The organism is Roseateles albus, assembly GCF_028595345.1.
Taxonomy (GTDB): Bacteria; Pseudomonadota; Gammaproteobacteria; order Burkholderiales; family Burkholderiaceae_C; genus Paucibacter_A; species Paucibacter_A albus.
In genome coordinates this window covers 96,575-117,322 of sequence record NZ_JAQQXT010000006.1, presented here as the reverse complement: position 1 = coordinate 117,322, position 20,748 = coordinate 96,575, and the positions used below count along the sequence as shown (strand labels likewise).

Sequence of the window (20,748 nt, the reverse complement as noted above, 5' to 3'; positions counted from 1 at the left end):
CAACATCGAGCCCCCACAGATAACGACCACGACATCAATGATTGATATTGCCAGCCTGCGCACACCCCTGGTCGCCGCCGCAACGACCTTGCATTTGGAACTCAGCGAGGCCCAAGTCGATAGGCTCTTGGCCTATCTGGCCATGATGGAAAAGTGGAACAAGGTCTACAACCTGACTTCGCTGCGCGATCCGCAAGCGATGTTGACCCACCATTTGATCGACAGCCTGAGCTTGTTGCCGGCGCTGCGCAAGCAGGCGGCAGGCAGCGCTTTGCGTCTGATGGATGTCGGCAGCGGCGGCGGTTTACCGGGGGTGGTCGTCGCCATCTGCCATCCCGAAATTGATGTGAGTTGCGTCGATGCGGTATTGAAGAAGGCCAGTTTCATCACGCAAGTAGCGGCGGAACTGAAGTTGCCGAATCTGCACGGCGTCCACTCCCGCGTCGAAGCGCTGGACACCCCGGCTTTTGACCTGATCACCTCACGCGCCTTTGCTTCGCTACTGGACTTCACCACCCTCACCCGCCAACATCTGAAGCCAGGTGCTGTGTGGCTGGCGATGAAGGGCCAGCACCCGACTGAAGAGATTGCGGCCCTGCCGAGCGATCTTGATGTGTTTCACGTGGAACAACTTCAGGTGCCGGGTCTCGACGCACAGCGTTGTTTGATCTGGATTCGGCCAAAAAACTGAGCCACGTAAACAAAATTGCCAGGCGCAGCGATTAAGCTGTGAACGTCCACAAATACTGAGCACATGGCCAAGATCTTTTGCGTTGCCAATCAAAAAGGCGGAGTCGGCAAGACCACCACCACCGTCAACCTCGCCGCCGGCTTGGCCAAGGTGGGCCAGCGGGTGCTGGTCGTTGACCTTGATCCGCAGGGCAATGCGACCATGGGCTCGGGCATCGACAAGCGAACGCTGGAACTGACTGTTTACGACGTGTTGCTGGAATCCAGCAGCGTCGCAGAAGCCAAGCAACACAGCGAAAAAGCAGGTTATGACGTGCTCGGCGCCAACCGCGAGCTGGCCGGCGCCGAGGTGGAATTGGTGTCGCAAGAGCGGCGCGAGCGGCGCCTGAAGACCGCGCTGAGCGCGGTCAAAGATGACTACGATTTTGTCCTGATCGACTGCCCGCCCTCGCTGTCGATGTTGACGCTGAACGGCCTGTGCTGCGCGCACGGCGTGGTCGTGCCCATGCAGTGCGAGTACTTTGCGCTGGAGGGCCTGTCGGACCTGGTCAATACGATCAAGCAGGTGCATGCGAATTTGAACCCCGACCTGCAAATCATCGGCCTCTTGCGGGTGATGTTCGATCCGCGCATCACGCTGCAAAACCAGGTCAGCGATCAACTCAAGAGCCACTTTGGCGACAAGGTGTTCGACACCGTGATTCCGCGCAATGTTCGCTTGGCCGAAGCGCCGAGCTATGGCCTGCCCGGTGTCGTGTTCGACTCCTCATCCAAGGGTGCCCAGGCCTTTGTCGAGTTCGCACGTGAAATGGTGCGCCGTGTCGGCAGCATGTGATGAATCCGAGCTTGGCTGACTTGGCCCTGCGCGCCGAGCAAGCCGGCTTGAACGCCAGCGCGCCACCGCAAGAAAAGTTGATCGAAGGATGGTTGATCCGGCTATCGCCGGGGAAGGCCAAACGCTCGCGCTGCATCAACGCGCTGGCAGCCGGCAAACTGCCTCTGGACGACTTGCTGGCGCGCTGCCAAGCGGCTTTTGCGGCGGCCAATCTACCGCTCTACGTGCGCGTGACACCGTACAGCCAACCGGCCGATCTGGACGAACACCTGGCCGCCAAGGGCTGGCCCGAGGTGGATGCCGCCGATGTGATGGTCCTGGCCGCCCTGCCCGCCGGCTCAAGTTTGCCGGCCGACCAAGTTTTGCAAGCCTTGGAAGCGCCGGCCTACGCGCAACTGGTCGGTCACTTGCGCGGCTCCTCAGACGAAGAAATCGCCGCGCATGCCGAGCGCCTGCAGGCGTCACCGGTGGCGTATCAAGGCTTTGCTTTGCGGTCCACAGAGGCCGGCGCCGAGTTGCTGGCCTGCGGCCAGTTCGCCCGCGAGGGCGGCATCGTCGGCTTGTTCGACATCTTCACGCCGCCGGCGCAGCGCGGCCGGGGCCATGCCCTGAATCTGTGCCGCCAGCTGCTGCAGATCGCCGCCGCCGAGGGGGCGCATGAAGCGTACCTGCAGGTCGGCTCAGATAACTTTGAAGCCCAGCGCGTCTATGCTCGGCTGGGCTTCAGCTTTGCCTACCGCTACCACTATCGCAGCGCGGCAGTTTCTAAGCCCTAGAAGGGCTTAAAGCCCCAGACCCTCATCGAGGCCCAGGTGCACATTCATAGACTGCACGGCGGCCCCGCTGGCGCCCTTGCCGAGGTTGTCCAGGCGGGCCATCACCAAGACCTGAGTGTCGGAGCCGAACACGAAGAGATCGACCCGGTTTGTGTCATTGCAAGCCTGCACATCAAAAAAGCCCGAGGCCAAGGTCGCAGCATCGCGCAGCGGCATCACGCGGATGAAGCGCTCGCCTTCGTAATGCGCGGCCAGTGCCTGCTGCACATCCTCAGCGCGCGCGCCCGCACGCAATTGGCTCAGATGCAGCGGCACGCTGACGCACAAGCCCTTGTAAAAGCTGCCGACAATAGGCATGAAGACAGGCGCGTTCTGCAGCCCGGTGTAGTTCATCATCTCGGGCAGATGCTTGTGCGCCAGGCCCAAGGCGTAAGGGCGCGGCGACTGCAGGGCCGCGTTGCCGCCCGCTTCGTACTCGGCGATCATGCTTTTGCCGCCGCCCGAGTAACCGGTTATGGATGTGGCAGAAACCAAGGCGGCCGGACTCAGCAGACCGGCATCCACCAGCGGACGCAGGGCCAGGATGAAGGCAGAGGCATGGCAGCCGGGGTTGGAGATCCGCTTGGCAGCGCGCAGCTTGTCGCGCTGGCCCTTGGCCAATTCAGGTAGGCCAAAAGCCCAGCCGGAGACCGTGCGGTGCGCGGTGCTGGCGTCGATCAAGCAGGTATTCGGGTTGCTGATCATCGCGGCTGCTTCACGTGAGGCGGCGTCGGGCAGGCATAGAAACGCCACATCGGCGGCATTGAGCAGGCGCGCTCGCTCGGCCGCATCCTTGCGCTTGTCCGCGTCGATGCGCAGCACTTCCACATCCTTGCGCGCCGCCAGATATTCATGAATACGCAGCCCCGTCGTACCCTCTTGTCCGTCCACAAAAACTGCGTAAGTCATGATCTCTCCAGCACAATCAAATTCAAAGAACCGAAATCTTAAGGCAAGCCGATGAAAGACCTGCAACGCGTCCTCCTACTCCCCGGATGGTTGAACTCCGACCCCGAACATTGGCAAAGCCTGTGGGAGCAAAAATTTGGCTACGAGCGAGTCGAGCAAGCCGATTGGGGCTGGCCGCGCCGTGGCGACTGGATGGCGCGCTTGGATGAGGTCTTGCTAGCCGATGCGCGGCCCGCCGTGCTGGTGGCCCACTCGCTAGGCTGCCAATTGGTAGCCAGTTGGGCGGAACACTCGCAGCTGACCGGGCGCGTGCACGGTGCACTTCTGGTCGCTCCGCCCGACACCGAAGCAGCCAACATGCCCTCGCAGCTTCACAACTGGAGACCGATTCGGCGCAGTCGCCTGCCCTTCCCCTCCATTGCCGTCATCAGCAGCGATGACCCTTTTTGTTCGCACGTGCGGGGCGCGCAGATGTCCGCTGATTGGGGTAGCCGCTTGGTCGAAGCAGGGGCTTGTGGTCACCTGAATACGGCATCAAAGCTTGGCGCCTGGCCCGTCGGCCAAGCCTTGCTGGCGGGCCTGCGCGAGTAAGGGACAATTGCCGCATGGCGACAAAAAAACTCAAAGGCCTCGGCCTCGGCTTGGAAGCACTCCTGGGCCCCACCGTCAGCGATTCAGACGCAGCAGCCGCCCGCGAAGGCGCCCCTAACGCCTTGCGGCTGGAGCAGATGCAGGCCGGCAAATACCAGCCGCGCACGCGCATGGATGAGGGCTCGCTGTACGAGCTGGCCGAGAGCATCAAGGCGCAAGGCATCATGCAGCCGATCTTGGTGCGGCCGATCAAGCCGCCCTCGGATTTGAGCGAAGTACGTTACGAAATCATTGCGGGCGAACGTCGCTTCCGGGCCGCCCAACTGGCTGGCTTGCGCGAAGTGCCGGTGCTGGTCAAAGCGGTGCCCGATGAAGCGGCCGCCGCGATGGCCTTGATCGAAAACATCCAGCGCGAAGACCTCAACCCGCTCGAAGAAGCGCAAGGCCTGCAGCGCCTGGTCAGCGAGTTCCATCTGACGCACGAACAGGCCGCCCAGGCAGTAGGCCGCTCGCGCAGCGCCGCCAGCAATCTTTTGCGCCTGCTGCAGCTGGTGGAACCGGTGCAGAACATGCTGATGGCCGGCGACATCGATATGGGCCATGCACGCGCGCTGCTGCCCTTGGACGGCGCCCACCAGATCACCTGTGCGACCGAGATCGCGGCCAAAAAGCTCAGCGTGCGCGAGGCCGAGAAAATGGTCGCACGCCAGGGTGTCGGCCGCCAAAGCACCTTGCTGCGCGCCAAAAACGACAAGAGCCGCGATCTGCTGCGGCTCGAAGAGGAACTGTCTGACCTGCTCACGGCAGTGGTTGAAGTGCGCGTCAAAAAGCGCACCAAGCGCGGCGAACAGGGTGAACTGTCGATTCAGTTTGCATCGCTCGACGAGCTGAACGGTCTGATCGACCGCTTGCGCGGCCCGCAGTAAAGCCTGCATTGGCAGCGACTTTTGGGGGTCAGGTCATGCCCCCCACGGCGGGCAAAATCAGCGTAGCATTGAGTCACGGTCTGGCCCTTGAAACGACTTGAAAGCACCCTAAGTACAAGCTTATTCTTGCTTAGCCAGCGGCACTCAAGTAGCAAGCTCTGATCAAGCTTGGCCAGCAAGAAATTTGCAGCAAAGAAATGCACGGAAAGCTCTGATGACGCCCCAGCACCCGCTGGCAGCAGCGGCCGGGACGCCATCAGAACTTCCCTGAAGTCCCCGAGCAAGCAGGTGCTCGGGGTTGGACGGGGCTTTACAGGAGCTCAGCATGGACGTGATCAGCAGTTTCACCGCTCGCTACGAGCGCACTCGCGTTGAAGAACTCTCGCTGGAGGACTACCTCGCCGAGTGCAAACGCAATCCCATCACCTACGCCACCGCGCCCGAGCGCATGCTCCAGGCCATCGGTGAGCCGCAGATGATTGACACCCGCAACGACACGCGGCTGTCGCGCCTGTTTGCCAACAAGACCATCAAGATCTACCCCGCATTTGCGGAGTTCTACGGGCTCGAAGAGGCGATTGAACAAGTCGTTAGCTACTTCCGCCATGCGGCCCAAGGTCTGGAGGAAAAGAAGCAAATTCTCTACCTGCTTGGGCCGGTCGGCGGCGGCAAAAGCTCGATCGCCGAGCGACTGAAACAGTTGATGGAGCAAGTGCCGTTTTATGCCTTGCAAGGCTCGCCGGTGAACGAATCGCCGCTGGGTCTGTTTGATGCGGCCGAGGACGGCCCGCTGCTGGAGCAGGAATACGGTATCCCGCGCCGCTATCTGAACCGCATCCTGAGCCCCTGGGCGGTCAAACGGCTGGAGGAATTCGGCGGCGATATCCGCCGCTTCAAGGTGGTCAAGCGCTACCCCAGCGTGCTCAAGCAGGTCGGCATCTCCAAGACCGAGCCGGGTGACGAGAACAACCAAGACATCTCCTCGCTGGTCGGCAAGGTCGATATCCGCAAGCTCGAGACCTTTTCGCAAGACGACCCGGATGCCTACAGCTACTCCGGTGGCCTGTGCTTGGCCAATCAAGGCTTGCTGGAATTTGTCGAAATGTTCAAGGCACCGATCAAGGTGCTGCACCCCTTGCTGACGGCCACGCAGGAAGGCAATTACAAAGGCACCGAAGGCTTCGGCGCCATCCCCTTTGACGGCATCGTGCTGGCCCACAGCAATGAGAGCGAGTGGAAGACCTTCCGCAATAACAAGAACAACGAAGCCTTCCTGGACCGCATCTATATCGTCAAGGTGCCGTACTGCTTACGCGTTAGCGAAGAGGTCAAGATCTACGAAAAGCTGATCCGCAGCTCCTCGCTGGTGTTCGCCAAATGCGCGCCGGGTACGCTGAAGATGATGAGCCAGTTCGCCATCCTGACCCGCCTGAAGGAGCCCGAAAACTCGTCCCTGTATTCGAAGATGCTGGTCTATGACGGCGAGAGCCTGAAGGACACCGACCCCAAGGCCAAGAGCTACCAGGAGTACCGCGACTACGCCGGCGTGGACGAAGGCATGAGCGGTATCTCGACCCGCTTCGCCTACAAGATTTTGTCCAAGGTCTTCAACTTCGATTCATCCGAGGTAGCGGCCAACCCGGTGCACCTGATGTATGTGCTGGAGCAGCAGATCGAGCGCGAGCAGTTCCCGACCGAGACCGAAACCAAGTACGTCGGTTTCATCAAAGAGAACCTGGCGCCGCGCTACGCCGAGTTCATCGGCAAGGAAATACAAACCGCTTATCTGGAAAGTTATAGCGAGTACGGGCAAAACATCTTCGACCGCTATGTCACCTACGCCGATTACTGGATTCAAGACCAGGAATACCGCGACACCGACACCGGCGAGGTGTTTGACCGCTCGGCACTGAACGCCGAGCTGGAGAAGATCGAGAAGCCCGCCGGCATCAGCAACCCGAAAGACTTCCGCAACGAGATCGTCAATTTCGTGCTGCGCGCACGGGCCAATAACGCAGGCAAGAACGCATCCTGGACCAGCTACGAGAAGTTGCGCACGGTGATCGAGAAGAAGATGTTCTCCAACACCGAGGAGTTGCTGCCCGTCATCAGCTTCAACGCCAAGGCCAGCGCCGACGAGGCCAAGAAGCATGAGAACTTCGTCCAGCGCATGGTCGACAAGGGCTACACGGCCAAACAGGTGCGGTTACTTTGCGAATGGTATTTGAGGGTTAGAAAGAGCTCCTGAAGGCTATTGAAGCTCCAGCGCCAGGTGAGTTGGACGCTATCCCTCACCTGGCCTTCGAATCACTGCCTGAGGACTACAGATGCTTCAACAAATCATCGACCGTCGCCTGTCGGGCAAGAACAAGTCGATAGGCAACCGGGAACGCTTTTTGCAGCGCCACAAGGAACAGGTGCGCGAAGCGGTGCGGCGGGCCGTTGATGGGCGCGGCATCCGCGATATGCAAAAAGGCGAGGACGTTCACATTCCGAAAAAGGACTTGAGCGAGCCAATCTTCGGCCACGGCGAAGGTGGCGTGCGCGAGGTGGTGCGGCCCGGCAATACCGAGCATGTCAAAGGTGACCGCGTCGCCAAGCCCAAGGGCGGCGGCCAAGGTCAAGGTGGCGGCCAGGCCAGCGACTCCGGCGAGGGCGACGACGACTTCGTCTTCCACCTCAGCCGCGAGGAGTTCATGCAGGTCTTTTTTGAAGACCTGGCTCTGCCCAATCTGGAGCGCACCCAGCTCGCCGATACGCCGGAATGGAAAACCCACCGGGCCGGCTACACCGGCGACGGCAACCCGACCAATCTGCACATCGTGCGCTCGATGCGCGGCGCTTTAGGGCGGCGCATCGCCTTGGGTACCGACAAGCGGCGCGAGCTGCTGGAGTTGGAAGAGCGCTTGGCCTTGCTCAAGCATGAAGACCCCGCTGACCGCGAAGTTCAGCGCATGCTGGCGGAGACCGAAGCGCGCATCCAACATCTGCGCCAGCGCCTCAAGGCCATCCCATTTCTTGACCCCATTGATCTGCGCTTTCGCAACCGGGTGCGCGTGCCGGTGCCAACCAGCCGTGCCGTGATGTTCTGCCTGATGGATGTATCAGGTTCGATGGACGAGGGCCGTAAGGACCTGTCCAAGCGCTTCTTCATCCTGCTTTATCTGTTCCTGACCCGGCATTACGAAAAGATCGACGTCGTTTTCATTCGCCACCACACGCAGGCGCAAGAAGTGGACGAGCAGAACTTCTTCCACGCCACCGAAACCGGCGGCACCGTGGTGTCCAGCGCCCTGGTGCTGATGGAAGAAATCATCCAAGCTCGCTACCCCCGCAGCGAATGGAATATCTACGGCGCGCAGGCCAGCGACGGCGACAACTGGCACCACGACAGCGGCCGCTGCCGCGAGCTTTTGGCCGACAAAATCTTGCCGATGTGCCGCTATTTCGCCTATGTGCAAGTGGCCGAACAGGAGCAAAACCTCTGGGACGAATACAGCAAACTCAGCCAGGAGGTGCGCCACTTCGCCATGCGCAAGGCCACCGAAGTGTCGCAAATCTACCCGGTCTTCCGCGATCTGTTCAAGAAGGAAAGCTCAGCTAAGTGAGTGCCTGCACTCACCCGCTACATCAAGGCATAAGGGGCTGACATGACCGACATCGAAAACCGCCGCCACCGCGCCATCGCCCCCAGCACCGATGACTACGGCGGGCGCCGCTGCAAGCCGGCCCTGAAGGAAATGAAGCCGGCCGGCCCACGCCCCGCCGGCCCGCTGCCCTCGCCCAGCGACTGGACCTTTGAGCTGATCGACGAGTACCACGATGTGATTCGCGCCACAGCCGAGCGCTACGGCTTGGACACCTACCCGAACCAGCTCGAGATCATCACCGCCGAGCAGATGATGGATGCCTACGCCTCGGTGGGCATGCCGGTCAATTACCGCCACTGGAGCTATGGCAAGGAGTTCATCGCCACCGAGCGCAACTACAAGCGCGGACAGATGGGCTTGGCCTATGAAATCGTCATCAACTCCGACCCCTGCATCGCCTACCTGATGGAAGAAAACACCATGGCCATGCAGGCCTTGGTGATTGCTCATGCCTGCTACGGGCACAACAGCTTCTTCAAGGGCAACTACCTGTTCCGCATGTGGACCGATGCCTCCAGCATCATCGACTACCTGGTCTATGCGAAAAACTTTGTGGCCGAATGCGAGCAGCGCCATGGCATCTCGCAGGTCGAGCAAATGCTGGACTCATGCCATGCGCTGATGTCTTACGGCGTCGACCGCTACCGCCGCCCCGCCAAGCTCTCATTGGCCCAAGAACGCACGCGCATGGCCGACCGCGAGGCCCATGCGCAGCAGCAGATCAACGACATCTGGCGCACCCTGCCCAAGCGCGCCGACGCGGCCGCCGAGGCCGCCACCGCCCTGCGCTTCCCCGACGAGCCGCAGGAAAACATCCTCTATTTCATCGAAAAGAGTGCGCCGCTGCTGGAGCCCTGGCAGCGCGAAATTGTGCGTATCGTGCGCAAGATCGCTCAGTATTTCTACCCCCAGCGCCAGACCCAGGTGATGAACGAGGGCTGGGCCACCTTCTGGCATCACCGCCTGCTCAACCAGATGTATGACGATGGCTACTTGAGCGACGGCATGATGATCGAATGGCTGAAGTCCCACACCAATGTGGTCGCGCAGCAGCCCATGGCCAATCTGAATCCCTATGCGCTGGGCTTTGCGATGTATACCGACATCAAGCGCATCTGCGAAAAGCCGACCGAAGAAGACCGGCGCTGGTTCCCCGACATCGCCGGCGGCGACTGGCTACCGACGATCGACCATGCGATGCGCAACTTCAAGGACGAGAGCTTTATAGGCCAATACCTGAGCCCGCACCTGATGCGTGAGTTCAGGCTGTTTTCCATCCTCGACGACGAGAAATTGTCCGAGTACGAAATCTCCGCCATTCATGACGAAGCCGGCTATCAGCATGTGCGCGAAGCCCTGTCCCGCCAATACGATCTGAGTACCCGCGAGCCCAATATCCAGGTCTGGAACGTCAATCTGCGCGGGGACCGCTCACTCACCCTGCGCCACACCCAGCATATGGGGCGCCCCCTGCACGACAGCGCGCAAGAAGTGCTCAAGCATGTGGCCCGGCTGTGGGGCTTTGGCGTTCAGCTGGAAAGCGTCGATGACAAGGGCGAGGTCAGCAAGCGCTGGAGCGTGGCGGCGCCGCCGGCATGAGGCTAGCCCCCTCAAACCGCAAAGATCTTGCCCGGATTCATGATGTTGCGCGGGTCCAGCGCCTGCTTGACGCTGCGCATCAAAGCGACAGCGCCCTCTCCCGCCTCGTCGACCAGAAAGCCCTGCTTGTGCAGGCCGACGCCGTGCTCACCACTGCAAGTGCCCTCTAGGCGTAGCGCTCGCGTCACCATTTGATGACTCAGCCGCTCGGCCGTTTCGCGCTCGGCGGGGATCAAAGGGTCAATCAGATAGGCCATATGGAAATTGCCGTCGCCAACATGGCCGACGATGAAATAAGCCAGGCCGGTCGCCTCGACCTCCGCCACCGAGGCATTGATGATCTCGGCCAGGCGCGAAATCGGCACGCAGATATCGGTCGTGACGCTGCGGCAACCGGGCTTGGTCTGCAGGCCCGACAGATAAGCGTGATGCCGGGCAGCCCAAAGCCGCGTGCGGGCCTCGGGCGTGGTTGCCCATTCAAAGTCCTCGCCGCCGAGATCACGCGCGATATCCTGCACCGTTTGCGCCTGCTCGGCCACACTGGCGGGGCTGCCGTGGAACTCCATCAAGAGCATGGGCAGTTCCTGCAGACCTAACTTGTCATGGGCATTGACCGCCCGGATCGCATGCGCATCAAGCAGTTCGCAACGCGCGATCGGCACGCCGAGCTGGATGATCTGTATGGCGGTCTGCACCGCCGCGTCAATGCTCGGGAAGAAGCATACGGCTGCCGACACCGCCTCGGGCAGCGGGTAGATACGCAGGGTCAACTCGGTGATCACGCCCAAGGTGCCTTCACTACCGACGAACAAGCGCGTCAAGTCATAGCCGGCGCTGCTCTTGCGAGCGCGCGTGCCGGTGCGGATTTGCTCGCCGCTAGCCGTCACCACGCTCAGCCCCAGTACGTTCTCGCGCATCGTGCCGTAGCGCACGGCGTTGGTTCCGCTGGCACGCGTTGCCGCCATGCCTCCCAGCGTCGCGTCAGCGCCGGGGTCAATCGGGAAGAACAGGCCGGCATGGCGCAGCTCGGCGTTGAGCTGGCTGCGGGTCACGCCGGCCTGCACGGTGACGGTCAGATCCTCGGCATGCACCTGCAAAATGCGCTGCATTCGCGACACATCCAGGCTGATGCCGCCTTGCACCGCCAGCAGATGGCCTTCCAAGGAACTGCCGGCGCCGTAGGGAATGACGGGCACAGCATGCTGATTCGCCAGCGCGACGACAAAAGCGACGTCCTCGGCCGACTCGGCGAACACCACCACATCGGGCGGCGGCACATCAAACGGTGATTCGTCCCGGCCATGCTGTTCGCGCATGGCCAGCGCGGTGTTGCAGCGTTCACCGAAGCGCTGCTGCAAGCCCAGCAACAAGGCTTGCGGGACTGGCCGTGGCTTCAAGAGATCAAGAGGCAAGGTTTCGAGCATGACAAGAGCTTTCAGCCGGCACGGTCGGCCGGCTCTAGAAACAAACAAACTGTCGACAGAGTAGCCCAGCTTTGACCCAAAGCGCTTGTCAATGAGTCGCCCGGGTGCGAGCATCAGGCATCACTGAAAAATCATTGGAGGTATTTGCTATGTTCGGAATTGATCTTGGCTGGTTGGCGTTGATCGTGGTCTTGCTGCTCGCCGTGGCCGGTGTGATGCGCTGGGATCTGCTGCGCGCCATCGGCCGCGACGCGCTCGACAAGTCGGCGCAGCCGCCGGCCAATCTGCCAGTCGGCAAGGCCGAAGCCGAATTCGGCAGCCCCCCGCGGGAGATGCACCATGCCGAGCAACATCAACACCCCAGCCACAACAAGCCCGAAATCCATCGTTCGGGCAAGCGCCACTGAACTGAATCTGCATAGCCCTGCGCTGCAGGAGGGCAGGCATTTCAGGCAAGATGCCGCCCATTCTTGAACTACATAGGCGCAGCAGCCATGGCCAACCGACTCTCACAAATAGCCACCCGCACCGGCGATGACGGCACAACCGGGCTTGGCGACGGCAGCCGCGTGCCCAAAGACCACTTGCGCGTGCAAGCGATGGGCGATGTGGATGAGCTGAACTCCAACCTCGGCGTGCTGCTGGCCGAGCCGCTGCCGGACGATGTGCGCGAGTTGCTGATCACCATCCAGCATGAGCTGTTCAACCTTGGCGGTGAGCTCTGCATGCCGGGTTACGAACTGCTGAAGATGGACGCGGTCTTGCGTCTGGATGAGGCCTTGGCCCATTACAACGCCGCCCTGCCGCGCCTGAAGGAGTTCATCCTGCCGGCCGGCACCCGCAGTGCGGCGATCTCGCATGTCTGCCGCACCGTAGCGCGCCGCGCCGAGCGCGCCGTGGTCACTCTGGCCGCGCAGGAAGCCATCAACGCCGCACCCCGCCAATACCTGAACCGCTTGTCTGACTTGTTATTCGTACTGGCCCGTGTGCTGAACCGCGCCAATCTGGACGGACTGGGTGGCGACGATGTCTACTGGCATAGCGAGCGGCTGCAGCGCCAGGACGCCGAGGCCTAAATCTTCAATTAGACTGACCCTGACAGTCATATTGCTGTCGCCGTGGAGGGCCAAACTGGCCCATCCACTCAAGCTCAGGGAGATGATTCAAATGGGAATGTTCAGCAATATCCTCAACAAACTCGGTTTTGGCGCCAAGCCGGCTGCAGCCGCCGAAGCACCGGCTGTCGCAGTGGAAGCAGCTGCAGCTGCTGCACCGACCGTGGTCGAAGCAGCACCGGTCGCCATTTCGGTGGTTGACGTGGTGGCGCAACTTGACGCTCTGGCGGCCGCGCATGCAGAAAAGCTCAACTGGAAGGTCTCGATCGTTGATCTGATGAAGTTGCTGGACCTGGACAGCAGCCTGGCCTCGCGCAAAGAGTTGGCCACCGAACTCGGCTGCCCGGCCGAAAAGATGAGCGACTCGGCTCAGATGAATATGTGGTTGCACAAGACCGTGCTGCAAAAGCTGGCCGACAACGGCGGCGATGTGCCGCTTGAGCTGCTGAGCTGATTTACTGTTGATCTGTTTTTTACTGGCTCAGCCTGTGAGCTAGTTGCCAGACAAACTCCGCTGCAAGGTCAGACGAAAGAGGTGTTCATCCCTTTCGCAGCTGGCCGGCAACCCCGGAGCACACCATGGCACAGATCACCGCAGCGGCAGTAGTTCTAGACAACACCAAGTTCGGATCGGCACAAAGCCCGGCCCAGTTAGAACTAGGCATCGAGCCAGCGGGACTTCAAGACGCCCGCGAACCCGGCGCCATGGTGCCGGCCACCCAAAGCGTGGGCTTTGCGCTCGGCTGGGACTTTGCCCATCATGGCCTGACCCCACCGGCGCTGCAGCTTTATGCCAGCTCGCCCTTGCGTCAGGGTTTTCAAGCCGGCAGCGCCACCTTCGGCCGCCGCACCTTGCGCGCCAATCGCCACACCCAGCAATGGCTGCTGCTGCGCACCCATGCTTGGTCGCGCGGACGCAGCTTCGAAGAAGTTCAGCTGACACCCAACTACCTGCAGCAGCTTGGGGTCAACTTCTGCCCCATCACCCGTCAGCCCTTGGATGCGCATCAAGGCAGCCGCCACCAGGCGCAGATCGACCGGGTGCGAGATGACGCAGGCTACGCCGCCGGCAATCTGGTGATGATGAGCCGGGCGGCCAATCTGGCCAAGGCTCAACATGGCTGGGCAGAGGCGGCCGAGGTAGCTCGCAGCGTCGAGGCAGGGCCTATCCACCGAATCGCAGGCTTAGGCGCTGCCGAATGGCAACGCGTGGCCTTGCTGTGCAGTTTTGTGACCGAGCTGCCACATGCGGAGGCGGCCGCCCTTCCCTTGCTGGTTTTGCCGCCCAACCGCCTGCGCTTATTCAACCCAATCCAGGCTTTGCAAGCGATGTTGACGCGCCAACTGGCCACGCCGGGCTGGAGCGCCCGCTTGGCACGCATCGAAGCGCTCTTACCCACCGAAGCTTGCAAGGCCGACTTCAATCGCTTTGTCTTGGCCCTGGCGCCGCGCGTGCTGGCGGTCAGCAATCTGCACCGCGAGCAAGACATCCGCTGGGCGCTTGAAGACGCCTGGCGGCAGCCCCTGCTGCTCAAGCGCTGGACCCGCTTTGCCCTGCAACTCAGCGCGGCTCAGGCCGAGGCCTTGCTGCAACGCGCTGCCGCCAAGCAGCTGGTCAATGCCGTCCATGTGCAGCACTTGACTCAACCCAACGCCATTGATGGTTGGGCCTTGGAGCGCGGTGGGTTTTGCGCTGCCAGCCAAAATCTTGAACATTGACTTGGTCTGCACGTCCCTCCACCTTGAATGCCGGAGGAGGACTACAGGGGTCAATTCACGACTGCATCATGCGCCACCAGCATAGTCCGCCTGCACCACCACGCTGACAGGGAGGAGGAACACCCGAAGTCTTGCAAAGGGGTGAATGAACAATGAACAAACACCTACTTTCTACTTTTTGGACTACCCCATGCAAAAGACTCTGCTCGCCCTGGCCCTCGCGGCTGCGGCCATCGCGCCGGCACAAGCGGCTTTGACAAGCGGCGACCTGGCTTTCACATCCTTCCATGCCGATGAAGACGGCTGGGCGATGGTGACCTTGTCGGCTTCGTGGCTCGCCGCCGCGCTGCCAAGTAAACAGGCCGTCAACGACAAGAAGCCTGCCGCGGCCTAGCCCGGCAGGCCCACGCTGAGTCGCTCCAGATCACCGAACTGATCTTGTAAAGCGACGTGATAGCCCAGCGCACCGAACCAATTGGCCCATTCTTGGGCCAATTTTTTTGTCGGCAGCCAAGGCCCGGTTTTATCGAGAATGACGCGGTTGGCGCGACGCTCGTAAAACACGACGCGCCACATACCGGTAGAGACCGAATGACTGAAACTGTTGTTGAGCATGGGGAGGCGGCAATGTAGCAGAGTAAGCCGTTACTTGCCTGCAAGTGCCGTCAAAGCAGGGCCAAAAACTCTTCCGTCCCCAGCACGCTGAAGGCCGGATGCTTCAACTGCTTCGCATAGCGCCCAAGACTGTTGCGCAACTTGGGGCAATCGCTGACGACATGCGCCAGGCTCGCTTCAGCGCTAAGGGCTGATCGAGCCAGCGTCAGCAAAGGCAGCGACCCCAACTCGGAGCTGGCGGGCATCTGGCCGTTCACCACCTCGGCATAGGGCAAAAAATCTGCCAACAATTCAAGCTGCTGCGCTTCGTCAAGCTTGAAAGCCGGAAAGGCCAGCGCCTGCATCAAAGCCTGTGCAGAGTCGGTCGCAACCAAAGCCTGACATTGCCCCGTTTGCCAAGCTCTGCGCAGCAGTTTGGCGTTCGCATCATTGAGCAGCAGCGCCCTCAAAACAACGGCGGTATCGAAAGCTACCCGCGGCGGCTGGGCAGGGCTCATTACTTGACCGCCTTGGCAAAGGCGCGACTCAGGCCCGCTTTCAAATCCGCTGTTGTAGCGGAAGTCTTGCGTCGTCCACCGCCTGCAACAGCTGGCAATGGTTTTGCAACCGATTTTTTGGAAGCTGCGGCTGCCTTGCCTGCTTTTTTGGCCGCCAGCGATATGGGCCGAGCCAGCGCCGACTCAATGGTTTTGGCGTCGATTTTGAGCTCCGCCAGCTTGGCCCTGAGCGCGTCGCCACGTTGAATCCGCACCGGTGTCAGGATGATTTGCCCGGCCTTGTTTTGGACCTCGAAGTACTGCACCGGCCCGAGTTCATCGGTCACGCTTTTGGGCAGGGTCAGCTGATTTTTTGAAGTGAGTTTGGCGAGCAATTTTCGTCTTTTCTCAAAGTAAGGATTCATTACTTTCGCAGTTCCTTGCGGTCTGCAAGTAAGAAAGCAATGAGTAAAAAAAGGCTTGGCAAGACCTGACCCTCAAGGAGAAATCGAGGGTTCAAGCGGGCTGGAAAGACACCGTAAAACAGGCCGAAAAAAAAGCCGCGGCACTCGGGCTCACGGCTTATTCGTGGCGGCCATCTTGCGATGGCTGCGCTGTTCAAGGTCGGTTCAGACCAGCGAACGCTGCAAGCGCAGCTCTTCCAGACGCGTACCGGCGACCTCGGTGGTCTTGGCGCTGCCCAACTCACGCTTGAAGCCGGCCAACTCAAAGAAGCGCAGCGCACGCTCGTTGCGCAGATAGGTCCACAAGGTGACCTTGGTGCAGCCCTCTTCTTGCAAGCCATCGCGTGCGGCGTCCCACAAGGCAAGGCCCACGCCTTTGTCCCAATGGATGGGGTTGGCATACATGGCCCAGATCTCGCCGGTGCTGGACGGTGTGCCCTTGTCGCGCGAACGGTCGAAGCCCACAAAGCCCATCAGCTCATTGTCGATATGGGCAACGATCACCTGGGGCTCGCACAGGTCGATCGCTTCACGCCAAAAAGCCTGGCGCTTTTGCACCGACAGTGCGTCCAGCGCGGCGTCGGGCAAAAGCCCTTTGTACGCGTCCTGCCAAGCGGCAACATGAATTTCTGCGATGCCTTTGGCATCACGCAGTGTGGCGGGGCGAACCTGAATACTCGACATACGGAAGCAACTTTGCTGGAACAAATACGAATCGGAAGGGCGGTATTTTGCTTGCCAAAACGGCTGACATCGGCGCTTGACAGCGCGATATTTTTGTAGCCCTGAGCCCCAAACCACGCCCAATCCACGCGTAAACAGCGCTCCAAGCGCCCGTCAATGCGTGGCCAAGGCTTGCACGCCTTGGCGTTTGACATAGTCTTGCACACTGCGTTTGAGCGCCGATTTATGCGCTCGTTGCAGCTGATTGAGCAGGCCATGCTCCACCGGCAACGAGCCCAATTCGCCTGCAAAGCGCTCGGCAATATCGTGCTGCATGCGCAGCAATAAATGAGCGGTTGTCATTGCATCGGCCAGGGCCCGGTGAGCTTGTCCTGAGTCCGGCAAGCCATGAAACTGCGCCAAAGTGCCCAGCCGACAGTTGGGCGCGTCGAGATAAAGCCTGCGCGCCAGCAAGACCGTGCAGGCAAAGCTCTCATGAGCGGGGTCGGGCATACAGCCTGCCCTGGCCATCTCCGCCTGCCAAAAGCCCCGGTCAAAGGCCGCGTTGTGCGCGACCAAGGGGCAGCCCTGGGTGAACAAGGCCAAGTCCTGCAAGACGCTTTCAGCGCTGGGTGCATCCGCCAGCATTTCATTGCTGATGCCAGTCAGCTCTTCAATGAAGGGCGGCACCCAAGCACCTGTTTGCATCAAGCTTTGATAGGCATCGACGATAAGTCCGCCGCGTACCAAGACCGCCGCGATCTCGGTTGCGCGGCCGCCTCCATTCGGTGACAAACCCGTGGTCTCAAAGTCGATCACCGCGATGGTTTGCACAGCGGCCTTGCTCATGAAGCACTGGCCACCGGATGTTTGATCGCATTGAGCAGCAACTTTCGTTCAAGCGCGGCGTTGATGTCGACTCCGGTGTGGTCGGCGATCTGCAGCAGGTAAAGCATCACATCGGCAATCTCTTCGCCCAGATGCTGATGCTTGGCCGGGTCGTTCTGAATCTCTTGAGACTGTTCAGGCGTCAGCCATTGAAAAATTTCCACCAGCTCGGCCGCCTCAACCACCATGGCCATGGCCAGATTTTTAGGCGTTTGGTAGGGCTGCCAATCGCGCTCGATGGCGAATTGGCGCAGCCGCTTTTGCAAGTCTTCGATATTCATGGGAGCTCAGTGTGGCATGAGCCCGAGTGAATTTGGGCCAACTGTGCAAGCGCAAAAAATGTTCACGCGTTTCTTATTCATAGCAATTCAATCTTTTAACTTAGTAGTCTTAGTAGAGCGGGCTTGTTTCTGTGGATAAGCCAAATTTATCTTGACGCCACAAGCACTTAGCTTGTTTCAAACCATGTGGGCGAAGCCCTCTTGCTGCTGTCGCTCAAACAGGAACAACTTTCAAAATTCAGCCCACCCTGTGGATAAGGTCTGGCTTGATCTTTTTTTATCCACAGCCTTGTTCATTGACAGCATCTGGTCGACCCGGTAGCTAGCCCCGCCAGGCCCAAACAAAGCCAACAGCTGCCCTGTCGCCGACGTGACAAGCTTTTCGAGCGGCTCCTCTAAATTGACGCAAATCCCGTGTATGAGAGCCACAGATGGGGATAAACCCCGGCGAGTAAGCGGGCACTAGTCGATAGAGTGAAGCAGCGCTGCAAGCCAGGATGGTTTGACAGCCAGGTGCAGAAATAAGCAGGAGACAACACCATGAAGAAGTTTCACATCACCCTTTTGTCACTCGCGAGCAGTTTGCTTGTCAGCGCTTGTGGCGGCGGCAGCAGTGCCGATACCACGCCTGCCGTGTCCATCACGGCGGTCAAGGTCTTCGGCGACAGCCTGGCTGACTCCGGCACCTTCGGGCTCAAGTTCACGGTGCAAAGCCCGGACAGCTTGATCTACCCCGAGCGCATTGCAGCGGCCTATGGCCAGACACTTTGCAATTTCTACACCTTTACCGGCGTGACCTTCGCCCCGAATCCCAAGGCCGGTTGCAGCAACTTCGCCATCGGCGGCGGTGTGATCAATTCAGCCAGCTTGGCCGCAGCCGACCCACGCCGCGTGCCGGTTCAATTGGCAACCGCAGCAGCCGTGGGCAGCTACAGCCCCACGGACCTGGTGGTGATCGACGGCGGCGGCAATGACGCTGCCGACCTGGTGGGCGCCTACCTCACGATCCCCAGAGACGGCGGCGCGGCCTATATGAAGCTGCTGGGTACCCTGCTGACGCCGGCACAGGTCGGCGCGATCATGAGCGGCGGTGCAAGCACCATTGCAGCGGGCGGCGCCACCTATATGCTGGCCCTGGCCGATCTCTTCCATGCATCGATCAAAGCCAATGTGTTGGACAAATCAGCGCAGCGCGTCGTGATTCTGAACATGCCCAGCATCACCAACACCCCACGCTTTCAGATGGTGTTAGACGGTATAGCGGCCGCTTCGGGCGGCGGCACAGCAGGTGCAACGGCACGCGCCCAGTCGGACGCTTTGTTCAGATCCTGGATGACGGCCTTCAACAAGCAGTTGGACAGCAAATATGCCGGTGAAAGCAAGGTGGCGATCGTTGACTTCTATTCCGGCTTCAATGATCAAGTGAACTTCCCCGCGCAGTTCAGCCTCAGCAATGTGAAGACGCCAGCTTGCCCAGCGACAGGCATGGGCGCTGATGGCTTGCCGACCTACACCTTCGAAACCTGCACGGCCAAGGCCTTGTCGGCTGCACCGCCTGCCGGCGTCAGCGGCGCCGATTGGTGGAAGAGTTATGCCTTCTCCGATGGTTTCCACCCCACGCCCTATGGCCATCAGTTGTTGGGTCAGCTGGTTTCCAAGGCCATCGCCATCAAGGGTTGGCTGTAAAGCGCGGCCGAGCATCAGGAGCATTCACACCATGAAAAAATATCTCTTCTCCCTGAGCGCGATCGCTGTCTTCGCAGCCGGCGCAGCACAAGCCCAAACAGTTGGCAGTTTCACAGTTCGACTCGGCGCCACGACGATCCGGCCGGCCGTCAGCAGCGGCGATCTGTCGGCACCCAGCCCCGCTGGCACCAAGGTTGATATCAACAATTCCAGCCAAGTCACCGGTGGCATTTTCTACATGTTGACCGAAAACATCGCCATCGATGTGCCCGTCGGCATTCCGTTCAAGCACGAAGTATTGGGCGCTGGTGCGATTGATGGCACGGGCAAGCTGTCTGATGTCAAGGCCTTGCCCATCACCGTCACGGCGCAATACCGATTCGGCGCCCCCACCAGCATGTTCCGGCCCTTTGTCGGCGCGGGTGTGACCTATGCGGTGTTCTCCGATACCAAGGCCACCTCTGTGCTCTCCGGCATTACCGGCGGCTTGCCGAGCAATCCGACCACCATGTCGATGAAGAACTCCTTCGGCCCGACCGTGCAACTGGGTCTGGACATGAAGCTCTTTGATCGCTGGTCGCTCAATGTTTCCGCCACCAAGGTGATGTTGAAAACGACCGGGTCCTTGTCCACCGGTCAGACCATCGAGGTTGAACTGAACCCGATGGCCTATTCATTTGGAGTTGGCTACACCTTCTAAGTGCTGCTCGTTCCAGGCTGAAGAAAGGGAGCCTTGGGCTCCCTTTTTCTATTCAGCTCATCAAGCAATGCCGATGACCTTGTGCATCTGCACCGAGAGACGCCACTGCGGGTGTGCCATGCAATAGGCGACCGCCTCGCGGGTGTGCTGGGCCTTCAGAATGCTGTCCATCGGTTGCAAGAAGAAATGCTGAAAGCCCATAGCTTCGAAGCGCTCGGGCCGCGCCAAGGGCTGTGGAAACACCAGTTTCAGCTCATGGCCATGCGTCAGGACCATCTCGGCATCGGCCTTGGGGCTGACGCAGATCCAGTCCAGGCCGGCCGGTGCGGGCTGGGTGCCATTGGTTTCCACCGCAATCTCGAAGCCGCGCGCATGCAGCGCGTCAATCAAGGCCGGGTCGATCTGCAACAAGGGCTCACCGCCGGTGCAGACGACATAGGGCTTGCCGGCTCCACCTGTCGGCCATTTGGAAGCAATTGAATCAGCCAGTTCTTCAGCAGTACTGAACTTGCCGCCGCCCTCGCCATCGGTACCGATGAAGTCGGTATCGCAAAACGTGCAGACCGCTGAAGTGCGATCTTCTTCCCTGCCGTTCCAAAGATTGCAACCGGCAAAGCGGCAGAACACCGAAGCACGACCGGCTTGAGCGCCCTCGCCTTGCAAGGTGTAGAACATTTCTTTCACTGCGTAAGTCATGCTGAT

The 20,748-nt window shown here is 60.4% G+C and carries 24 protein-coding genes; 15 read left to right on the top strand and 9 right to left on the bottom strand.

Annotated features, from left to right (window positions below; genetic code table 11):
• Positions 1-37: 37 nt before the first annotated feature.
• From rsmG to PRZ03_RS11295, 3 genes are all read left to right on the top strand, one after another.
• Positions 38-691 carry a 16S rRNA (guanine(527)-N(7))-methyltransferase RsmG gene (gene rsmG / locus PRZ03_RS11305; RefSeq protein ID WP_273600388.1) on the top strand — a complete coding sequence of 218 codons (654 nt, stop codon included), beginning with the start codon at positions 38-40 and terminating at the stop codon, positions 689-691.
• A 63-nt stretch (positions 692-754) separates the two neighbouring features.
• Positions 755-1,525, top strand: coding sequence for a ParA family protein (locus PRZ03_RS11300; RefSeq protein ID WP_263532749.1), 771 nt, complete (start codon positions 755-757; stop codon positions 1,523-1,525).
• Positions 1,525-2,301 carry a GNAT family N-acetyltransferase gene (locus PRZ03_RS11295; protein WP_273600387.1) on the top strand — a complete coding sequence of 259 codons (777 nt, stop codon included), beginning with the start codon at positions 1,525-1,527 and terminating at the stop codon, positions 2,299-2,301. The genes PRZ03_RS11300 and PRZ03_RS11295 overlap by 1 nt, the downstream gene beginning before the upstream one ends.
• A 6-nt stretch (positions 2,302-2,307) precedes the next feature.
• Here PRZ03_RS11295 and argC read toward each other — a convergent pair whose 3' ends face one another.
• Positions 2,308-3,249 carry an N-acetyl-gamma-glutamyl-phosphate reductase gene (gene argC, locus PRZ03_RS11290; RefSeq protein ID WP_273600386.1) on the bottom strand — a complete coding sequence of 314 codons (942 nt, stop codon included), beginning with the start codon at positions 3,247-3,249 and terminating at the stop codon, positions 2,308-2,310.
• A gap of 51 nt (positions 3,250-3,300) precedes the next feature.
• On the opposite strand from argC, the gene PRZ03_RS11285 reads away from it, so the two are divergent.
• The 5 genes from PRZ03_RS11285 (at position 3,301) to PRZ03_RS11265 (ending at position 10,015) form a co-directional block, all read left to right on the top strand.
• Positions 3,301-3,840, top strand: a complete 540-nt coding sequence (locus tag PRZ03_RS11285; RefSeq protein WP_273600385.1) for an RBBP9/YdeN family alpha/beta hydrolase — start codon at positions 3,301-3,303, stop codon at positions 3,838-3,840.
• Between the two features lie 14 nt (positions 3,841-3,854).
• A complete protein-coding gene (locus PRZ03_RS11280; protein ID WP_263532753.1) occupies positions 3,855-4,766 on the top strand; it encodes a ParB/RepB/Spo0J family partition protein in 912 nt (303 codons plus the stop codon).
• Positions 4,767-5,091: 325 nt separating this feature from the next.
• Positions 5,092-7,014, top strand: a complete 1,923-nt coding sequence (locus PRZ03_RS11275; protein WP_263532754.1) for a PrkA family serine protein kinase — start codon at positions 5,092-5,094, stop codon at positions 7,012-7,014.
• A gap of 79 nt (positions 7,015-7,093) precedes the next feature.
• The gene (locus PRZ03_RS11270) at positions 7,094-8,374 is read left to right on the top strand and encodes a YeaH/YhbH family protein (protein ID WP_273600384.1); all 1,281 of its coding nucleotides are present in this window, start codon (positions 7,094-7,096) and stop codon (positions 8,372-8,374) included.
• A 132-nt stretch (positions 8,375-8,506) separates the two neighbouring features.
• On the top strand, positions 8,507-10,015 hold the full coding sequence (locus PRZ03_RS11265; protein ID WP_273600545.1) for a SpoVR family protein: 1,509 nt from the start codon (positions 8,507-8,509) through the stop codon (positions 10,013-10,015).
• A gap of 11 nt (positions 10,016-10,026) precedes the next feature.
• Here PRZ03_RS11265 and PRZ03_RS11260 read toward each other — a convergent pair whose 3' ends face one another.
• Positions 10,027-11,439: an FAD-binding oxidoreductase gene (locus tag PRZ03_RS11260; RefSeq protein ID WP_273600383.1), complete on the bottom strand. Its 1,413-nt coding sequence runs from the start codon at positions 11,437-11,439 to the stop codon at positions 10,027-10,029.
• Positions 11,440-11,588: 149 nt separating this feature from the next.
• On the opposite strand from PRZ03_RS11260, the gene PRZ03_RS11255 reads away from it, so the two are divergent.
• The 5 genes from PRZ03_RS11255 to PRZ03_RS11235 all read left to right on the top strand — a co-directional run bounded on the left by PRZ03_RS11255 (position 11,589) and on the right by PRZ03_RS11235 (position 14,667).
• Positions 11,589-11,846 (top strand): hypothetical protein, encoded by a 258-nt coding sequence (locus PRZ03_RS11255; RefSeq protein ID WP_273600382.1) that lies wholly within the window; start codon positions 11,589-11,591, stop codon positions 11,844-11,846.
• Between the two features lie 87 nt (positions 11,847-11,933).
• Positions 11,934-12,515, top strand: a complete 582-nt coding sequence (locus PRZ03_RS11250) for a cob(I)yrinic acid a,c-diamide adenosyltransferase (RefSeq protein WP_263532760.1) — start codon at positions 11,934-11,936, stop codon at positions 12,513-12,515.
• 91 nt (positions 12,516-12,606) lie between these two features.
• Positions 12,607-13,008: a DUF3597 domain-containing protein gene (locus tag PRZ03_RS11245; protein WP_273600381.1), complete on the top strand. Its 402-nt coding sequence runs from the start codon at positions 12,607-12,609 to the stop codon at positions 13,006-13,008.
• A 125-nt stretch (positions 13,009-13,133) separates the two neighbouring features.
• The gene (locus tag PRZ03_RS11240) at positions 13,134-14,273 is read left to right on the top strand and encodes a hypothetical protein (RefSeq protein ID WP_273600380.1); all 1,140 of its coding nucleotides are present in this window, start codon (positions 13,134-13,136) and stop codon (positions 14,271-14,273) included.
• A gap of 190 nt (positions 14,274-14,463) precedes the next feature.
• The gene (locus PRZ03_RS11235) at positions 14,464-14,667 is read left to right on the top strand and encodes a hypothetical protein (protein WP_273600379.1); all 204 of its coding nucleotides are present in this window, start codon (positions 14,464-14,466) and stop codon (positions 14,665-14,667) included.
• On the opposite strand, the gene PRZ03_RS11230 is transcribed toward PRZ03_RS11235, so the two are convergent.
• The 6 genes from PRZ03_RS11230 to PRZ03_RS11205 all read right to left on the bottom strand — a co-directional run bounded on the left by PRZ03_RS11230 (position 14,664) and on the right by PRZ03_RS11205 (position 17,660).
• The gene (locus PRZ03_RS11230; RefSeq protein WP_263532764.1) at positions 14,664-14,888 is read right to left on the bottom strand and encodes a hypothetical protein; all 225 of its coding nucleotides are present in this window, start codon (positions 14,886-14,888) and stop codon (positions 14,664-14,666) included. The two genes, PRZ03_RS11235 and PRZ03_RS11230, sit on opposite strands and share 4 nt — an antisense overlap.
• 50 nt (positions 14,889-14,938) lie before the next feature.
• Positions 14,939-15,385 (bottom strand): PIN domain-containing protein, encoded by a 447-nt coding sequence (locus PRZ03_RS11225; RefSeq protein WP_273600378.1) that lies wholly within the window; start codon positions 15,383-15,385, stop codon positions 14,939-14,941.
• Positions 15,385-15,711, bottom strand: coding sequence for a hypothetical protein (locus tag PRZ03_RS11220; protein ID WP_273600377.1), 327 nt, complete (start codon positions 15,709-15,711; stop codon positions 15,385-15,387). Before PRZ03_RS11220 ends, PRZ03_RS11225 begins: the two co-directional genes overlap by 1 nt.
• 282 nt (positions 15,712-15,993) lie before the next feature.
• Complete coding sequence (locus PRZ03_RS11215; RefSeq protein ID WP_263532767.1) at positions 15,994-16,512, bottom strand: GNAT family N-acetyltransferase; 519 nt, start codon at positions 16,510-16,512, stop codon at positions 15,994-15,996.
• A 153-nt stretch (positions 16,513-16,665) separates the two neighbouring features.
• Complete coding sequence (locus PRZ03_RS11210) at positions 16,666-17,340, bottom strand: 3'-5' exonuclease (protein WP_276595243.1); 675 nt, start codon at positions 17,338-17,340, stop codon at positions 16,666-16,668.
• On the bottom strand, positions 17,337-17,660 hold the full coding sequence (locus PRZ03_RS11205) for a nucleotide pyrophosphohydrolase (protein ID WP_263532768.1): 324 nt from the start codon (positions 17,658-17,660) through the stop codon (positions 17,337-17,339). The genes PRZ03_RS11210 and PRZ03_RS11205 overlap by 4 nt, the downstream gene beginning before the upstream one ends.
• 540 nt (positions 17,661-18,200) lie before the next feature.
• On the opposite strand from PRZ03_RS11205, the gene PRZ03_RS11200 reads away from it, so the two are divergent.
• Entirely contained in the window at positions 18,201-19,346 is a 1,146-nt protein-coding gene (locus PRZ03_RS11200) for an SGNH/GDSL hydrolase family protein (RefSeq protein WP_273600376.1), read from the top strand.
• A 31-nt stretch (positions 19,347-19,377) separates the two neighbouring features.
• Positions 19,378-20,046 (top strand): OmpW/AlkL family protein, encoded by a 669-nt coding sequence (locus PRZ03_RS11195; RefSeq protein ID WP_263532770.1) that lies wholly within the window; start codon positions 19,378-19,380, stop codon positions 20,044-20,046.
• Positions 20,047-20,106: 60 nt separating this feature from the next.
• On the opposite strand, the gene queE is transcribed toward PRZ03_RS11195, so the two are convergent.
• A complete protein-coding gene (gene queE, locus PRZ03_RS11190; protein WP_273600375.1) occupies positions 20,107-20,742 on the bottom strand; it encodes a 7-carboxy-7-deazaguanine synthase in 636 nt (211 codons plus the stop codon).
• Positions 20,743-20,748: the final 6 nt, after the last annotated feature.

Bases quoted from the DNA above. Each gene is read 5' to 3' on its own strand.
- argC (WP_273600386.1), bottom strand. From the start codon at position 3,249: ATGACTTACGCAGTTTTTGTGGACGGACAAGAGGGTACGACGGGGCTG.
- PRZ03_RS11215 (WP_263532767.1), bottom strand. From the start codon at position 16,512: ATGTCGAGTATTCAGGTTCGCCCCGCCACACTGCGTGATGCCAAAGGC.
- PRZ03_RS11205 (WP_263532768.1), bottom strand. From the start codon at position 17,660: ATGAATATCGAAGACTTGCAAAAGCGGCTGCGCCAATTCGCCATCGAG.
- PRZ03_RS11210 (WP_276595243.1), bottom strand. From the start codon at position 17,340: ATGAGCAAGGCCGCTGTGCAAACCATCGCGGTGATCGACTTTGAGACC.
- PRZ03_RS11300 (WP_263532749.1), top strand. From the start codon at position 755: ATGGCCAAGATCTTTTGCGTTGCCAATCAAAAAGGCGGAGTCGGCAAG.
- PRZ03_RS11230 (WP_263532764.1), bottom strand. From the start codon at position 14,888: ATGCTCAACAACAGTTTCAGTCATTCGGTCTCTACCGGTATGTGGCGC.
- queE (WP_273600375.1), bottom strand. From the start codon at position 20,742: ATGACTTACGCAGTGAAAGAAATGTTCTACACCTTGCAAGGCGAGGGC.
- PRZ03_RS11225 (WP_273600378.1), bottom strand. From the start codon at position 15,385: ATGAGCCCTGCCCAGCCGCCGCGGGTAGCTTTCGATACCGCCGTTGTT.
- PRZ03_RS11280 (WP_263532753.1), top strand. From the start codon at position 3,855: ATGGCGACAAAAAAACTCAAAGGCCTCGGCCTCGGCTTGGAAGCACTC.
- PRZ03_RS11260 (WP_273600383.1), bottom strand. From the start codon at position 11,439: ATGCTCGAAACCTTGCCTCTTGATCTCTTGAAGCCACGGCCAGTCCCG.
- rsmG (WP_273600388.1), top strand. From the start codon at position 38: ATGATTGATATTGCCAGCCTGCGCACACCCCTGGTCGCCGCCGCAACG.
- PRZ03_RS11195 (WP_263532770.1), top strand. From the start codon at position 19,378: ATGAAAAAATATCTCTTCTCCCTGAGCGCGATCGCTGTCTTCGCAGCC.
- PRZ03_RS11200 (WP_273600376.1), top strand. From the start codon at position 18,201: ATGAAGAAGTTTCACATCACCCTTTTGTCACTCGCGAGCAGTTTGCTT.
- PRZ03_RS11265 (WP_273600545.1), top strand. From the start codon at position 8,507: ATGAAGCCGGCCGGCCCACGCCCCGCCGGCCCGCTGCCCTCGCCCAGC.
- PRZ03_RS11240 (WP_273600380.1), top strand. From the start codon at position 13,134: ATGGCACAGATCACCGCAGCGGCAGTAGTTCTAGACAACACCAAGTTC.
- PRZ03_RS11245 (WP_273600381.1), top strand. From the start codon at position 12,607: ATGGGAATGTTCAGCAATATCCTCAACAAACTCGGTTTTGGCGCCAAG.
- PRZ03_RS11255 (WP_273600382.1), top strand. From the start codon at position 11,589: ATGTTCGGAATTGATCTTGGCTGGTTGGCGTTGATCGTGGTCTTGCTG.
- PRZ03_RS11270 (WP_273600384.1), top strand. From the start codon at position 7,094: ATGCTTCAACAAATCATCGACCGTCGCCTGTCGGGCAAGAACAAGTCG.
- PRZ03_RS11285 (WP_273600385.1), top strand. From the start codon at position 3,301: ATGAAAGACCTGCAACGCGTCCTCCTACTCCCCGGATGGTTGAACTCC.
- PRZ03_RS11250 (WP_263532760.1), top strand. From the start codon at position 11,934: ATGGCCAACCGACTCTCACAAATAGCCACCCGCACCGGCGATGACGGC.
- PRZ03_RS11235 (WP_273600379.1), top strand. From the start codon at position 14,464: ATGCAAAAGACTCTGCTCGCCCTGGCCCTCGCGGCTGCGGCCATCGCG.
- PRZ03_RS11295 (WP_273600387.1), top strand. From the start codon at position 1,525: ATGAATCCGAGCTTGGCTGACTTGGCCCTGCGCGCCGAGCAAGCCGGC.
- PRZ03_RS11275 (WP_263532754.1), top strand. From the start codon at position 5,092: ATGGACGTGATCAGCAGTTTCACCGCTCGCTACGAGCGCACTCGCGTT.